The following is a 14,057-nucleotide window of genomic DNA, read 5'->3' as shown; positions in this document are numbered from 1 at the left end:
CCTTGAGGTTACTTGAGGCTGGCGAGCGCCTGCGGCTGGGCCAGGGGGACAACGTGTGCGGCGGGGCCGCTGGCAAACACCTGGCGGCCAAGCACGCGCAGGCTGACCACCTGGTAGGGGCGGTCGATCTTGACCATGACCTGGCTGGCGCCGAGGCCCGCTGGCAGGTTCAAGCGATGCTCGCCCGGCGCCAGGCGAACCCGCGCCACTTGGGTTTCATTGGGCAGGGTGCGCCAGGTGCGAGTGTCGGCGCTCTCGGTCACCGCCGAGAGGATGCCCACGATCAGGCCGGCCAGGGGGTTGGTTTCGTTCAATTCCTTTTGCGCGACCACCCGGCTGGCGGCGCGCACGCTGGTGCGCAGGATGATCCCCGGCATGTCGTCGCGCAAGGCCCGGCGCGACATCGCGCTGGTGCTGTTGAGGGCGGTCAGTGGCACGGCCTGGTCGTTGAGGGTGATTTGGCTGAAGTAGGTGGTGGAGGTGTCCTCCTTGACCACTGGGAACGACAGCGGAGTGATCACCAGGTTGTCCTTGATCACCAGCGGCAGCGGGATGTTGATCGAGCCACGCGCGGGAGCCAGACCGCTTTGCACCACGATCAGCACATCGCTTTCAGCGCTGCTGGCGCCGTTCTTGTCCAGGTCGAGCAGGGCTTGCTCCAGCAAGGGCGTGTTCGGCCTCAGCTCGGCAGCCTTGCGGTAACCCGGTGCTGCCAGGCCTTTCTCGCCGAGGGCTTCGTAGACGAATCCGGCCAGATAGTGGCTGAAGGCGCTCTGGTAGCTGTTTTTCAGACTGACCACTTCGGGCGCGTCGAGGCTGGCCACCGGGTAGCCGTGCAGGTCCTTGAGCTCGGTCTTCACCCCTTGCTGTTCGGCCTGCTCCTCGCGCTTGAGGTATTGCCGGTCACGTAGCTCAGCGATCACCGCTTCGCGTTCGTGGGTCTTCTTGATCTCGGTGCGGGCGCCGTCGAAATCGTTCATGGCCAGCAGGTTGAGGGCCATTTGCGTGGTCAGCATGACCTTCTCGTAGTCATAGCCTTCGTAGCGGCGAACCTTGTCGTTGACCAGGAAGCTGCCGAATTGGCTCAGGTACTTCTCGGTGTCGAGCTTGACCGACTCCTCCCAGCCCAGCACCACGCCATCGGCGGCGCGCCAGGCTTGTTGGCTACCTTGCAGGTCGCCCTTGGAGCGCAGCAGCTCACCTTTTTCGAAGTAGTAGAGCAGGTCTTTGCTTTCGCCTTTGTTGTTGCTTTCCAGCAGCTTCAAGGCGGCGTCGACGTTGCCAGCAGTCAATTGCTGGTTGGTTTCCTGAAGCTCGCTGTCGTAGCTGCGAAACACGGCGCAGCCGGTCAATTGCAAGGCGGCAAGAATTACCACAACGGTTAGGGCGCGGGTGACCATCGGTGTTCTGATTCCCTGAGTAGATGGACGGCGACGGACACTAGTGGCCGAATGATTGTTAATGGCTACTAGTGGCGGCGCGGCATTATACGTGCAGGGTGGCGATACAGTGGCTAAATGATTCTCAATTTTTTGTAGGTCTTCGAGGCCGCAACGTCGCCGCAACTGTTACAAGATTTTTCATGAAATCCGCCAGCAAACCTTGAGCAGTGGCAATTGGAAGTGAACAATGTTCTCTTTCGTATTAACGAGACTGGTCATGACTTTCCGCCCCCGTTTGTTTGCCTGGCTGCTGTGGCCGGTGCTGGCGCTGTGCAGCACCCTGGCGTTGGCCGAATCGCCCGCCGAGGCAACCAAGGCCTTGCACCTGCTCGACTACATCGGCGCCGACTACCCACCGACCGTGCATGACGGCAAGGTGCTGGACGACGGTGAATACCGCGAGCAACAGGAGTTCAGCACACTGCTGGCGGACCTGGTCAAAGGCCTGCCCGCGCATGCCGAGCGCGATGCGCTGGAGCAAGGCGTGCAGACGCTGCGCCAGGCCATCGACCAGCGCCAGGACGGTGCCAGCGTGGCTCGCCAGGCGCGTCAGCTAGGTGCTCGCCTGGCAGTGGCCTATGAGGTCAGCCAGGCCCCGGTCATCACCCCGGACCCTACTCGTGGTGCTGCGCTGTATGCGCAGAACTGCTCGATCTGCCATGGCGACAGCGGAGCGGGCGATGGCCCGGCCGGCGTGGGCCTGGAGCCGCCGCCGGCCAACCTGCGCAGTGCCGAGCGCTTGGATCAGCTGAGCTTGTTCGATCTCTACAACACCCTGGGCCTTGGCATCGAAGGCACCGAGATGCCGTCGTTTGCCGATCAGCTCGATGAGCGCCAGCGTTGGGATGTGGCTGCCTATGTCGCCAGCTTCACCGCCGAGCCGCAGGCGGCCAAGGGCGACCAGACCTGGAACCTCGCCGACCTGGCGCGCCAGACCCCCGCCGAGGTCGCCGCCAGTGAAGGCGCTGCAGCACTGCCGGCGTTTCGCGCCCAGCGCGCCCAGCCGCCGCAGGTCAAACGCGGCCCGGCGCAATTGCTCGAGTACACCGCCAGCACGTTGGACAAGAGCCTGGCGGCCTACCGCGAAGGCGATCACGACCAGGCCTACGACCTGTCGGTGGCCGCTTACCTGGAAGGTTTCGAGCTGGTCGAAAGCTCCCTCGACAACATCGATACCCAAGTACGCAAGGACACCGAAAAGGCCCTGATGGCCTATCGGCAGTCGCTGCAGGATGGCTTGCCCGTCGAGCAAGCCCAGCAACGCTTGGCCGAGGCCAAAACCCAGTTGGACGAGGCCGCCAAGCTGCTTGGCGGCGATGGCCTGAGCTGGTCGCTGAGCTATATCTCCGGTCTGCTGATCCTGCTGCGTGAAGGCCTCGAGGCGATTCTGGTACTGGCGGCGATCCTGGCCTTCTTGCGCAATACCGGCCAGCAATCGGCAGTGCGCAGCGTCAACGTCGGCTGGGGTCTGGCGCTGGTCGCAGGCTTTGCCACCTGGGCCTTGGCGGCCTATGTGATCGATGTCGGTGGTGCCCAGCGCGAGCTGCTCGAAGGCTGCACAGCGCTGTTCGCCAGCGTCATGGTGTTGTGGCTGGGCGTGTGGATGCACGACCGTCGCCACGCCGCGGCCTGGCAGGACTACATCAAGAGCAGCCTGCTCAGCGGTGGCGGGCGCTTTGGCTTTGCCATGCTGGCGTTCTTCTCGGTGTACCGCGAGCTGTTCGAAGTGATCTTGTTCTACGAAACCCTGTGGCTGCAGTCGGGGCCCGCTGGGCATAACGCGGTGTTGGCTGGTGGCGCCACGGCGCTGGTGCTGCTGGTGGGATTGGCCTGGGTGATCCTGCGTGGGTCGGCCAAGCTGCCGCTGGCGCTGTTCTTCAGCATCAATGCGGCGCTGCTGTGTGCGCTGTCGGTGGTGTTTGCCGGGCATGGCGTCAAGGCGCTGCAAGAGGCTGGGGTGCTGGGCACGCGGCCGGTAGCGTTCTTCGAGTTCGATTGGCTGGGGATTCATGCCGATGCGTATTCGCTGGCGGCGCAGGTGGTGGCGTTGACGGCGATCGTGATTCTGTATGGGCGCTCGCGTCTAACGGAAAAGCGCCGTGCTGCAGCCAGCTGAGGGCTGCCGAGTCTGCGCCGGCCTCATCGCGGGCAAGCCCGCTCCTACAGGGGGCTCACTGGGCCTGTAGGAGCGCGCTGGTCCCGCGGATCTGGCACTATGAATGCCTTGTCTGAAGCAATGGAACACCCGCAATGCGTATATGGATCGATGCCGACGCCTGCCCCAAGCAGGCCAAGGACCTGATCGTCAAATTCGCCCTCAAGCGTAAGCTGGAGGTGGTGATGGTCGCCGGCCAGGCGCAGATCAAGCCGGCGTTCGCCTGTGTCCGGTTGATCGTGGTCCCCAGCGGGCCGGATGCAGCCGACGATTACCTGGTCGAAAACGCCGTGCCGGGCGAGTTGGTGATTTGCAGTGATATTCCCCTGGCCGACCGCCTGATCAAGAAAGGCGTGGCCGCGCTCGACCCGCGTGGCCGCGAGTTCGATGAGCGCAACATGGGCGACCGGTTGGCTGTGCGCAACCTGTTTACCGAGCTGCGCGAGCAGGGCCAGGTCAGCGGTGGCCAGGCGCCGTATGGCGAGCGCGAGAAGCAGGAATTCGCCAATTCCCTCGACCGCATCCTGACCCGTTTGTCCAAAGCCTAGTCAACAGCATCGTGCAGCGCGTTGCGCGGCAATGTCCGTGTATGCGGGCTTGCGTGGGAGCGGGCTTGCCCCGCGATAGCCTCCTCGCCCCCACGCGCATGCGGCTGCTTAATTGTCACCTTCGTGAGTCAGCTCCAGCACCCGGTCCACCAGCTTGTAGATGCCACCCGCCGCTTCACTGATCGACTTGGCCAGCATATAGGCCGGCGTAGTCACCAGCTTGCGCTGGGTATCTTCGACGATGTCGTGCACGTCGCACTCTTCATGGGTGCCGCCCATCTTCACCACCGCCGCGCTGGTGTCGGCATCGTTACCAATGGTGCAGACCACGCCTGGCCCGTAGATCTTCGCCGCCAAGGCAGGCGAGATGCAGATCAGCCCGAGCGGCTTGCCGGCCTCGGCAAAGGCTTCAGCCAGGGCCAGGACATCTGGCTGCACGGTGCACTTGTCACCTTCTACGGCAAAGTTGGAGAGGTTCTTCGCGGCACCAAAGCCACCCGGCACGATCAGCGCGTCGAAGTCTTTGACATCGGCTTCGCGGATATCCTTGACCTCACCACGGGCGATGCGCGCCGACTCCACCAACACGTTGCGTGTCTCGGGCATCTGTTCGCCGGTCAGGTGATCGATCACGTGCATCTGCGCGATGTTCGGCGCAAAGCACTGTACCTGGGCACCGCGCTGGTCGAGGCGCAGCAGGGTGATCACGCTTTCGTGGATCTCAGCGCCGTCATAGACGCCGCAACCGGAAAGAATCACCGCAACTTTTTTTGTCATGCTCATTACTCCAGTGTCGAGGCACTAAATGTCCTCTAGTTTGGCAGATGTGGCCATAGGGGTTGCTGTAGGGCGGGGCTAATCTGTCTGGATAACGCCTGAGATCGCTGCCCATGGACCTGATTCTGCTGGCCGTGCCGTTTTTCTTCGTGCTGATCGCGGTGGAGCTGATCGCCGACTCTGTGCGCGGTCAGCGCAACTATCGTCTGGCCGACTCGATCAACAGCCTCAGCACCGGGGTGCTGTCGACCAGCACCGGATTGTTGACCAAGGGAGTTGGGCTGGTGACTTACGCACTGGCCTGGGAGCACTTGGCGTTGTTGCGTTTGCCTGGGCAGGCCTGGTGGGTCTGGCTGCTGGCGTTCGTGCTGTACGACTTCTGCTACTACTGGCTGCACCGCCTGGGCCACGAGCGCAATGTGCTGTGGGCCGCGCACTCGGTGCATCACCAGAGCGAGGAGTACAACCTGACCACCGCCCTGCGCCAGACCAGCAGCGGCTTTCTCTTCTCGTGGATCTTCTACCTGCCCCTGGCGTTGCTCGGCGTACCGCCGCTGGTATTCATCACCGTGGCGTCGCTGAACCTGCTGTACCAGTTCTGGGTGCACACCCGGCACATTCCCAAGTTGGGTTGGCTCGAATGGGTGTTGATCACGCCGTCCAACCATCGCGTTCACCATGCGCAGAATCCACAGTACTTGGATTGTAACTACGGCGGCGTGTTCATTCTCTGGGACCGCTTGTTCGGCACCTTCCAGGAAGAGGACCCGCGTGAGCCGGTGATCTTTGGCGTGACCACGCCGCTGGCCAGTTGGAATCCACTGTGGGCCAACCTGCAGTTCTATGCCCAGTTGTGGAACGATGCCCGGCGCACGCGCAGTGTGTGGGACAAGCTGCGCATCTGGTTCATGCCCACCGGCTGGCGCCCGGCCGATGTCGCGCAGGCTTATCCACAGGCCAAGCAGGACCTGGCCAGCTTTCGCAAATTCGAGATTCCCTTGGGCCAGGCGCAGCAGGTGTATGTCGCCGCGCAGTTCGTGGTCTACGTGGCATTGGGCAGTTACCTGATGGAGGTTGCCGAGCAGGTCAGCAGCACCGCCCTGGCGCTGGGCTGGACAGTGATGGCGTTCGGTTTGTTCGTGCTGGGCGTGGCCCTGGAGAATCGACCGTGGGGCGCGCGCCTGGAGCTGGCGCGGCTGCTTGCCAATGGGCCGGCGCTGTACCTGGCCGGCGCACTCGGTTTAGTGACCGTCACGCCCCTCGCGTGGTTTTTGCTGCTGGGCTACAGCCTGCTCAGCCTCGGCGGCCTGGTCTGCTGCCGCCGCCTTGCGCTCCGCGCGCAGGGTACGGAAACGCCGCCGCAGCCAGAGCAGCAGGCCCAGCACCAGCAGGCCGCCGAGCACCCATAGCTCGTACTTCTTCACATTGCCCAACAGGCCTTCGAGGATGGCGCCGAAGTGGTAGGCGGCCGCGCCCAGGGCCAAGGCCCACACCGCTGCGCCAATGCCGTTGAGCAGCAGGTAACGCCTGGGCGGATAGCCCGACAGGCCGATTGCCACCGGCATCACCGTGCGCAGGCCGTAGACGAAACGGAAGCTCAGCACCCAGATATCCGGATGGCGGCGAATATGGTCCAGCGCCCGGTCGCCCATTGCTTGCCAGCGCGGCTTGCGTGCCAGGATCGCGCGGCCATGGCGGCGGCCCATGAAGTACCACAGCTGGTCTCCGGCATAGCTGCCGCAGAACGCCACCAGCACCACCAGGTTGATGTCCATGTATCCACGGAACGCAAGGAATCCCGCGAGCACCAGAATGGTCTCACCTTCAAAAAATGTGCCGAGAAAAAGGGCGAAGTAGCCGAAATCCTGCAGGAATTGTTGAAGCATTTTCTGGGGTGCTGGCGAAATGAACGCGCAGCCTACCCCTTCGCGCGCATTCATGAAAGTGTCCAAATGTGTCTCGACGTGAACATTTCCGACGAGGAGAATGCCTGCGGCCACAAGTCGCAGGGTTGCCCTTGGGTGTAACACAGGCGTCATAATGGCCGCTTATAACTGTCGCGCTGCCCGCCTGCGTGGGCTCAGGAGTCTGCCGTGAGCTTTACCCCCGCCAACCGTATGTTTCCTGCCACCCGTCTGCGTCGCAACCGCCGGGATGATTTTTCCCGTCGCCTGGTTCGCGAAAATACCCTGACCGTCGATGACCTGATCCTGCCGGTGTTTGTGCTGGATGGGGAAAATCGCCGTGAACAAGTGCCGTCCATGCCAGGCGTCGAGCGCCTGTCCATCGACCTGCTGCTGGAAGCCGCGCAAGGCTGGGTAGAGTTGGGGATTCCGGCACTGGCACTGTTCCCGGTGACGCCGGTCGAGAAAAAGTCCCTCGACGGCGCCGAAGCCTGGAACCCGGAGGGCATTGCCCAGCGCGCTACCCGCGCCCTGCGTGCGCAGTTCCCGGAACTGGGGGTGATCACCGACGTCGCCCTCGACCCGTTCACCACCCACGGCCAGGACGGTATCCTCGATGAAGAGGGCTACGTGCAGAACGACATCACTGTCGACGCACTGGTACGCCAGGCCTTGTCGCATGCCGAAGCTGGCGCCCAAGTGGTTGCCCCGTCGGACATGATGGACGGCCGCCTGGGGGCGATCCGTGAAGCCCTGGAAGTGGCTGGCCACGTCAACGTGCGCATCATGGCCTACTCGGCCAAGTACGCCAGCGCCTATTATGGCCCGTTCCGCGATGCGGTCGGCTCGGCGCTGAACCTGGGCAAGGCCAACAAGGCCTCCTACCAGATGGACCCGGCCAACAGCGACGAGGCCCTGCACGAAGTGGCCACCGACCTCGCCGAAGGCGCCGACATGGTCATGGTCAAGCCGGGCATGCCGTACCTGGACATCGTCCACCGGGTCAAAGCCGAATTCAAAGTGCCGACTTTTGCCTATCAGGTCAGCGGCGAGTACGCCATGCACATGGCGGCCATCCAGAATGGCTGGCTCAGCGAAGCGGTGATCCTCGAATCGCTCACCGCTTTCAAACGCGCTGGCGCCGATGGCATCCTCACCTATTTCGCCGTTCGCGCCGCTCAATTGTTGAGAGGGCAGTAACGCCCTCCAGGAACGTCAGATGAATAACGAAGTGCTTACCCCTGTCGAGATCAAGGATGCCCAGGCGCTGCCGCAGGAGCTGACCCAGACGCCACCGGACTTGCCCGTTGCTGCCGTGCCTGTGGCCGAGCAGGTCGCTGAGCAGCCGGTCGAAGCGCCAGCCCCGGCCCCCGCGCCGGCGCCGGCGATTCACGTGCCGAGCCTGGACGACAGCAGCCTGTACATTCATCGCGAGCTCTCCCAGCTGCAGTTCAACATCCGCGTGCTGGAGCAGGCGCTGGATGAGTCCTACCCGCTGCTGGAGCGCCTGAAGTTCCTGCTGATCTTCTCCAGCAACCTCGACGAGTTCTTCGAGATCCGCGTTGCGGGCCTGAAGAAACAGATCAATTTTGCCCGTGAACAGGCCGGCGCCGACGGCTTGCAGCCGCACCAGGCGCTGGCGCGAATCAGTGAGCTGGTGCACTTCGAGGTGGATCGCCAATACGCGATCCTCAACGACGTACTGCTGCCGGAGCTGGAAAAACACCAGATCCGCTTCATTCGTCGCCGCCACTGGACGCCGAAGCTCAAGACCTGGGTACGGCGCTTCTTCCGCGATGAGATCGCGCCGATCATCACCCCGATCGGCCTCGACCCGACCCACCCGTTCCCGCTGTTGGTGAACAAGAGCCTGAACTTCATCGTCGAGCTCGAGGGGGTCGATGCCTTCGGTCGCGACTCGGGCTTGGCGATCATCCCGGCGCCGCGCTTGCTGCCGCGGGTGATCCGCGTGCCGGAAGAGGTCGGCGGCAGCGGCGACAACTTCGTGTTCCTGTCGTCGATGATCCACGCCCACGCCGATGACCTGTTCCAGGGCATGAAGGTCAAGGGCTGCTATCAGTTCCGCCTGACCCGTAACGCCGACCTGGCGCTGGATTCGGAAGAGGTCGACGACCTGGCCCGGGCGCTGCGTGGCGAGCTGTTCTCGCGCCGCTACGGCGATGCCGTGCGCCTGGAAGTGGCCGATACCTGCCCCAAACACCTGTCGGACTACTTGCTCAAGCAGTTCAGCCTGAGCGAGAGCGAGCTGTATCAGGTCAACGGCCCGGTCAACCTCACCCGGTTGTTCAGCATTACCGGCCTGGATAGCCATCCAGAGCTGCAATACATGCCGTTCACCCCGGCGATCCCCAAGTTGCTGCAAAACGCCGAGAACATCTTCAGCGTGGTGAGCAAGCAGGACATCCTGCTGATGCACCCGTTCGAGTCGTTCACGCCGGTGGTCGACCTGCTGCGCCAGGCCGCCAAGGACCCGCACGTACTTGCCGTGCGCCAGACCTTGTACCGTAGCGGCGCCAACTCGGAAATCGTCGACGCCCTGGTGGACGCGGCGCGTAACGGCAAGGAGGTCACGGCGGTGATCGAGTTGCGGGCGCGCTTCGACGAAGAGTCCAACCTGCAGATGGCTAGCCGTCTGCAAGCCGCGGGCGCGGTGGTGATCTATGGTGTGGTCGGCTTCAAGACCCACGCCAAGATGATGCTGATCCTGCGCCGTGAGCAGGGTGAGATCGTTCGCTACGCCCACTTGGGTACCGGCAACTACCACGCCGGTAACGCCCGTCTGTACACCGACTACAGCCTGCTGACCTCGGATGACGCGCTTTGCGAAGACGTCGGCAAGTTGTTCAGCCAGCTGATCGGCATGGGCAAGACCCTGCGCATGAAGAAGCTGCTGCACGCGCCGTTCACCCTGAAGAAGGGCATGCTCGACATGATTGCCCGCGAGACCCAGTTCGCGCTCGAGGGCAAGCCTGCGCACATCATCGCCAAGTTCAACTCGTTGACCGACGCGAAGATCATTCGCGCGCTGTACAAGGCCAGCCAATCGGGCGTGCGCATCGATCTGGTAGTGCGTGGCATGTGCTGCTTGCGTCCAGGTATTCCGGGGGTTTCGCACAATATCCAGGTGCGCTCGATCATCGGCCGCTTCCTGGAGCACACGCGGGTGTTCTACTTCCTCAATGGCGGCGAAGAGCAGATCTTCCTGTCCAGTGCCGACTGGATGGAGCGCAACCTGGATAAGCGGGTCGAGACCTGCTTCCCGGTCGAAGGCAAGAAGTTGCTGCTGCGGGTGAAGAAGGAGCTGGAAAGCTACCTGACCGACAACACCCAGGCCTGGACCTTGCAGTCCGACGGTCGTTATGTGCGCAGCACGCCGACCGGCAACCAGAATCCGCGCAGTGCCCAGGCGACCCTGCTCGAGCGCCTGAGCAACCCGGTCCTCAACGTACGCTGAGGACGAAGCCGACCCGGGCCAGCCACTCCGCCTCATTGGCGAAGTCGGCCTGGGTCAGCTGGTTCTGCTCCAACCAACCCTCCGGGAAGACCACTTCAAGGCTGTTCGCACCGGCCTTGAGCACCACCTTGGGCATCTGTTGGGTGCCGCGGATGTGGTGGAACAGGATGGCAAAGCGCAGCAGTACGCACAGGCGGATCAGCTGGATGCCTTCGTCGCCGAACTCGGCGAACTTGTCCTTGGGGATGTTGCGGCGGTGGCCGCGCACCAGCAGGGCCAGCATCTGCTGGTCTTCGCGGGAGAAACCGGACAGGTCGGAGTGCTCGATCAGGTAGGCGCCGTGCTTGTGGTAGTGATAGTGGGCAATATCCAGCCCCACTTCGTGCACTTTCGCCGCCCAGCCGAGCAGGTCGCGCCAATTGCCCTCTTCCAGGTTCCAGTCCTTGGCGACCTGATCGAACGCGTGCAGCGCCTTGCGCTCGACCCTGGCCGCTTGGCCCTGATCGACGTGATAACGCTCCATCAGCGAATTGAGGGTGCGCTCGCGCACGTCTTCATGATGGTGGCGGCCGAGCAGGTCGAACAGCACGCCTTCACGCAGGGCGCCGTCGCAGTGATCCATGCGCTGCAGCTCAAGGGCATCGAAGATCGCCTCGAGAATCGCCAGGCCTGCGGGGAAGATGGTGCGCCGGTCCGGCTTGACCCCTTCGAAATCGATCTTGTCGGTGTCGCCCAGCTTGAACAGCTTGCGTTTGACCCAGGCCAGCCCTTCGGCATTGACCTCGCCATTGCCCAAACCACCGGCCTTGATCGCCGCACCGATGGCGCGGATGGTGCCCGAGGAGCCGATGGCTTCATCCCAGGTCAGGCGGTGCAAGGCGTTTTCGATGCTCATCAGCTCCAGGCGCGCGGCTGTGTAGGCCTGGGCGTAGCGCGCTGGGGTGATCTTGCCGTCGCGGAAATAGCGCTGGGTGAAGCTTACGCAGCCCATCTGCAGGCTCTCGCGCAGCAGCGGTTCGAAGCGCTGGCCGATGATGAACTCGGTGCTGCCGCCGCCGATGTCGGCGACCAGGCGCTTGCCGGGGGTGTCGGCCAGGGTGTGCGACACACCGAGGTAGATCAGGCGCGCCTCTTCACGGCCAGAGATGACCTCTACCGGGTGGCCGAGAATGGCCTCGGCGCGCTGGATGAATTCGTTGCGGTTGCGCGCTTCGCGCAGGGCGTTGGTGCCGACGATGCGCACTGCGCCATCGGGCATGCCGTTGATCAGCTGGGCGAAGCGCTTGAGGCATTCGAGGCCACGCTGCATGGCTTCTTCGCTCAGGCGACGCTCTTCGTCGATGCCCGCAGCCAGCTGAACTTTTTCTCCAAGGCGCTCAAGAATGCGGATTTCCGTGTGGTGGGCCTTGGCCACGACCATATGGAAACTGTTGGAGCCAAGGTCGATGGCGGCGATCAAGGACAGGTTCTTCGCGGAGTTCTGCGGCATGATTTCGAGATTCTCGGTCGATAACCCGGCAATCGTGCCACGATCGCGGGCTGACGCCAACGCGCGGCAAGGCAAGGCTTGATGCAAAGCAAAGGGGCAACGAATCTTATGACACTGATATGACAGTTTCGATTCGTGGCGTCTTGCACAACTATAGTTACACTCAATCGAGCGTGACTTCCTGTAGGCGGCCGGTGCGGCTATGATGGGCCACGTTTTTTGCTTACGAACCTGGAGATATCCATGAGCAGCGACCTGATCAAACATGTCACCGACGCCACCTTCGAGGCTGAAGTCCTGAAGGCGGAAGGCCCGGTGCTGGTCGACTACTGGGCTGAATGGTGCGGCCCGTGCAAGATGATCGCTCCAGTCCTGGACGACATTGCTTCGACCTACCAAGGCAAACTGACCGTCGCCAAGCTGAACATCGACGACAACCAGGAAACCCCGGCCAAGCACGGCGTGCGTGGTATCCCGACGCTGATGCTGTTCAAGAACGGCAACGTCGAGGCGACCAAGGTCGGCGCGCTGTCCAAATCTCAGCTGGCTGCGTTCCTCGACGCAAACATCTGATGTGAAAAAGCCCCGCAAATGCGGTAGTGCTGTTCACTTAAACTGTGTGTCGTTTGTTTTGGGGCTGCGTTGCAGCCCTTCGCGGGCAAGCCCGCTCCCACAGGTTTAGCGCCTTCTCACGTTAAGCGCTATCCTTGTGGGAGCGGGCTTGCCCGCGAAGGGCCGCAAAGCGGCCCCAAAATCTTAGTGAACAGCATTACGAAAATGCGGGGCTTTTCTTTTTTCGAGCACTAGACGCCGAAAAAAGCAAGTGTTACATTCGGCCTCGCACTGCTTCTTCAGTGCCCTCTGCACGCCGTCGCCGACGCATCCCTAATTCGAATCAGTACGCGATCCTGTCGCCAATCTTGCGGCGCGGCTTCATTAAGCCAGAAGCTTAATCCTCCCTTCTTACATGATTACGTCACTCCCCTTATGAACCTGACTGAACTCAAGCAAAAGCCGATTACCGATCTGCTGGAAATGGCCGAACAGATGGGCATCGAAAACATGGCCCGTTCGCGCAAGCAGGACGTGATTTTCGCCCTGTTGAAGAAACACGCGAAAAGCGGCGAAGAGATCTCGGGTGACGGCGTGCTGGAGATTCTCCAGGATGGCTTCGGTTTCCTGCGTTCGGCTGATGCGTCCTACTTGGCCGGCCCAGACGACATCTACGTCTCGCCTAGCCAGATCCGCCGTTTCAACCTGCGTACCGGCGACACCATCGTCGGCAAGATCCGCCCGCCGAAGGAAGGGGAGCGTTACTTCGCGCTGCTCAAGGTCGACACGATCAACTTCGACCGTCCGGAAAACGCCAAGAACAAGATCCTGTTCGAGAACTTGACGCCGCTGTTCCCCAACAAGCGCCTGAAGATGGAAGCCGGTAACGGTTCTACCGAAGACTTGACCGGCCGCGTCATCGATCTCTGCGCGCCGATCGGCAAAGGCCAGCGCGGCCTGATCGTCGCCCCGCCAAAAGCGGGCAAGACCATCATGCTGCAGAACATCGCGGCCAACATCACCCGTAACAACCCCGAGTGCCACCTGATCGTGCTGTTGATCGACGAGCGCCCGGAAGAAGTGACCGAAATGCAGCGCACCGTGCGCGGCGAAGTAGTCGCTTCCACCTTCGACGAGCCGCCGACCCGCCACGTGCAGGTTGCCGAGATGGTCATCGAGAAGGCCAAGCGCCTGGTCGAGCACAAGAAAGACGTGGTCATCCTGCTCGACTCGATCACCCGTCTGGCGCGTGCCTACAACACCGTGATCCCAAGCTCCGGCAAGGTCCTCACCGGTGGTGTCGATGCTCACGCCCTGGAGAAGCCAAAACGCTTCTTCGGTGCTGCGCGTAACATCGAGGAAGGCGGTTCGCTGACCATTATCGCCACCGCGCTGGTTGAAACCGGCTCGAAGATGGACGAAGTGATCTACGAAGAGTTCAAAGGTACCGGCAACATGGAGCTGCCGCTGGATCGCCGCATCGCCGAGAAGCGCGTGTTCCCAGCCATCAACATCAACAAGTCGGGCACCCGTCGTGAAGAGCTGCTGACCGCTGACGACGAGCTGCAGCGCATGTGGATTCTGCGCAAGCTGCTGCACCCGATGGATGAGATCGCCGCCATCGAGTTCTTGACTGACAAGCTCAAGCAGACCAAGACCAACGATGAGTTCTTCCTGTCGATGAAGCGCAAGTAAGCGATTCGTTCCACAGGCTG

General features: G+C 62.3%; 10 protein-coding genes and 1 pseudogene. 7 read left to right on the top strand and 4 right to left on the bottom strand.

Annotated features, from left to right (window positions below; all coding sequences use genetic code 11):
* Positions 1 to 8 precede the first annotated feature (8 nt).
* Positions 9 to 1,400, bottom strand: a complete 1,392-nt coding sequence (locus tag ACI2JX_RS23825) for a COG3014 family protein (protein WP_186555821.1) — start codon at positions 1,398 to 1,400, stop codon at positions 9 to 11.
* Between the two features lie 229 nt (positions 1,401 to 1,629).
* Between ACI2JX_RS23825 and ACI2JX_RS23820 the strand changes: the two genes are divergently transcribed.
* Together ACI2JX_RS23820 and ACI2JX_RS23815 are read left to right on the top strand one after the other, a co-directional pair.
* Positions 1,630 to 3,558, top strand: a complete 1,929-nt coding sequence (locus ACI2JX_RS23820; RefSeq protein ID WP_404691111.1) for an FTR1 family protein — start codon at positions 1,630 to 1,632, stop codon at positions 3,556 to 3,558.
* A gap of 134 nt (positions 3,559 to 3,692) precedes the next feature.
* Positions 3,693 to 4,145, top strand: coding sequence for a YaiI/YqxD family protein (locus ACI2JX_RS23815; protein WP_264236839.1), 453 nt, complete (start codon positions 3,693 to 3,695; stop codon positions 4,143 to 4,145).
* 108 nt (positions 4,146 to 4,253) lie between these two features.
* On the opposite strand, the gene elbB is transcribed toward ACI2JX_RS23815, so the two are convergent.
* Entirely contained in the window at positions 4,254 to 4,922 is a 669-nt protein-coding gene (gene elbB / locus ACI2JX_RS23810) for an isoprenoid biosynthesis glyoxalase ElbB (RefSeq protein WP_404691110.1), read from the bottom strand.
* A gap of 113 nt (positions 4,923 to 5,035) precedes the next feature.
* Here elbB and ACI2JX_RS23805 point away from each other — a divergent pair.
* Positions 5,036 to 5,662 (top strand): annotated as a pseudogene (locus ACI2JX_RS23805) (sterol desaturase family protein); the annotation flags it as partial.
* A 501-nt stretch (positions 5,663 to 6,163) separates the two neighbouring features.
* Here ACI2JX_RS23805 and ACI2JX_RS23800 read toward each other — a convergent pair.
* A complete protein-coding gene (locus ACI2JX_RS23800) occupies positions 6,164 to 6,808 on the bottom strand; it encodes a DedA family protein (RefSeq protein WP_186555825.1) in 645 nt (214 codons plus the stop codon).
* A gap of 207 nt (positions 6,809 to 7,015) precedes the next feature.
* Between ACI2JX_RS23800 and hemB the strand changes: the two genes are divergently transcribed.
* Both hemB and ppk1 read left to right on the top strand, forming a co-directional pair.
* A complete protein-coding gene (hemB, locus tag ACI2JX_RS23795; protein WP_186555826.1) occupies positions 7,016 to 8,026 on the top strand; it encodes a porphobilinogen synthase in 1,011 nt (336 codons plus the stop codon).
* A 19-nt stretch (positions 8,027 to 8,045) separates the two neighbouring features.
* Positions 8,046 to 10,301 carry a polyphosphate kinase 1 gene (ppk1, locus tag ACI2JX_RS23790; protein ID WP_404691109.1) on the top strand — a complete coding sequence of 752 codons (2,256 nt, stop codon included), beginning with the start codon at positions 8,046 to 8,048 and terminating at the stop codon, positions 10,299 to 10,301.
* Here the strand turns inward: ppk1 and ppx are convergent.
* Positions 10,288 to 11,790, bottom strand: coding sequence for an exopolyphosphatase (gene ppx, locus ACI2JX_RS23785; protein ID WP_264236835.1), 1,503 nt, complete (start codon positions 11,788 to 11,790; stop codon positions 10,288 to 10,290). The two genes, ppk1 and ppx, sit on opposite strands and share 14 nt — an antisense overlap.
* Positions 11,791 to 12,033: 243 nt before the next feature.
* Here ppx and trxA point away from each other — a divergent pair, with 243 nt between their 5' ends.
* Both trxA and rho read left to right on the top strand, forming a co-directional pair.
* Positions 12,034 to 12,363: a thioredoxin TrxA gene (gene trxA / locus ACI2JX_RS23780; protein ID WP_186555829.1), complete on the top strand. Its 330-nt coding sequence runs from the start codon at positions 12,034 to 12,036 to the stop codon at positions 12,361 to 12,363.
* A 414-nt stretch (positions 12,364 to 12,777) separates the two neighbouring features.
* Entirely contained in the window at positions 12,778 to 14,037 is a 1,260-nt protein-coding gene (gene rho, locus ACI2JX_RS23775) for a transcription termination factor Rho (RefSeq protein WP_119146917.1), read from the top strand.
* Positions 14,038 to 14,057 lie beyond the last annotated feature (20 nt).

Source organism: Pseudomonas sp. NPDC088890 (genome assembly GCF_044900155.1).
In the GTDB taxonomy this organism is placed as follows: Bacteria; Pseudomonadota; Gammaproteobacteria; order Pseudomonadales; family Pseudomonadaceae; genus Aquipseudomonas; species Aquipseudomonas urmiensis.
The sequence above is the reverse complement of the archived record's forward strand: the minus strand, read 5'-3'. Positions and strand labels throughout refer to the sequence as shown.

What these genes read in the sequence shown, in the direction of transcription:
- ppx (WP_264236835.1), bottom strand. Translation starts at nt 11,790, where the DNA reads ATGCCGCAGAACTCCGCGAAGAACCTGTCCTTGATCGCCGCCATCGAC.
- rho (WP_119146917.1), top strand. Translation starts at nt 12,778, where the DNA reads ATGAACCTGACTGAACTCAAGCAAAAGCCGATTACCGATCTGCTGGAA.
- ACI2JX_RS23815 (WP_264236839.1), top strand. Translation starts at nt 3,693, where the DNA reads ATGCGTATATGGATCGATGCCGACGCCTGCCCCAAGCAGGCCAAGGAC.
- ACI2JX_RS23825 (WP_186555821.1), bottom strand. Translation starts at nt 1,400, where the DNA reads ATGGTCACCCGCGCCCTAACCGTTGTGGTAATTCTTGCCGCCTTGCAA.
- ACI2JX_RS23800 (WP_186555825.1), bottom strand. Translation starts at nt 6,808, where the DNA reads ATGCTTCAACAATTCCTGCAGGATTTCGGCTACTTCGCCCTTTTTCTC.
- ppk1 (WP_404691109.1), top strand. Translation starts at nt 8,046, where the DNA reads ATGAATAACGAAGTGCTTACCCCTGTCGAGATCAAGGATGCCCAGGCG.
- elbB (WP_404691110.1), bottom strand. Translation starts at nt 4,922, where the DNA reads ATGACAAAAAAAGTTGCGGTGATTCTTTCCGGTTGCGGCGTCTATGAC.
- ACI2JX_RS23820 (WP_404691111.1), top strand. Translation starts at nt 1,630, where the DNA reads ATGTTCTCTTTCGTATTAACGAGACTGGTCATGACTTTCCGCCCCCGT.
- trxA (WP_186555829.1), top strand. Translation starts at nt 12,034, where the DNA reads ATGAGCAGCGACCTGATCAAACATGTCACCGACGCCACCTTCGAGGCT.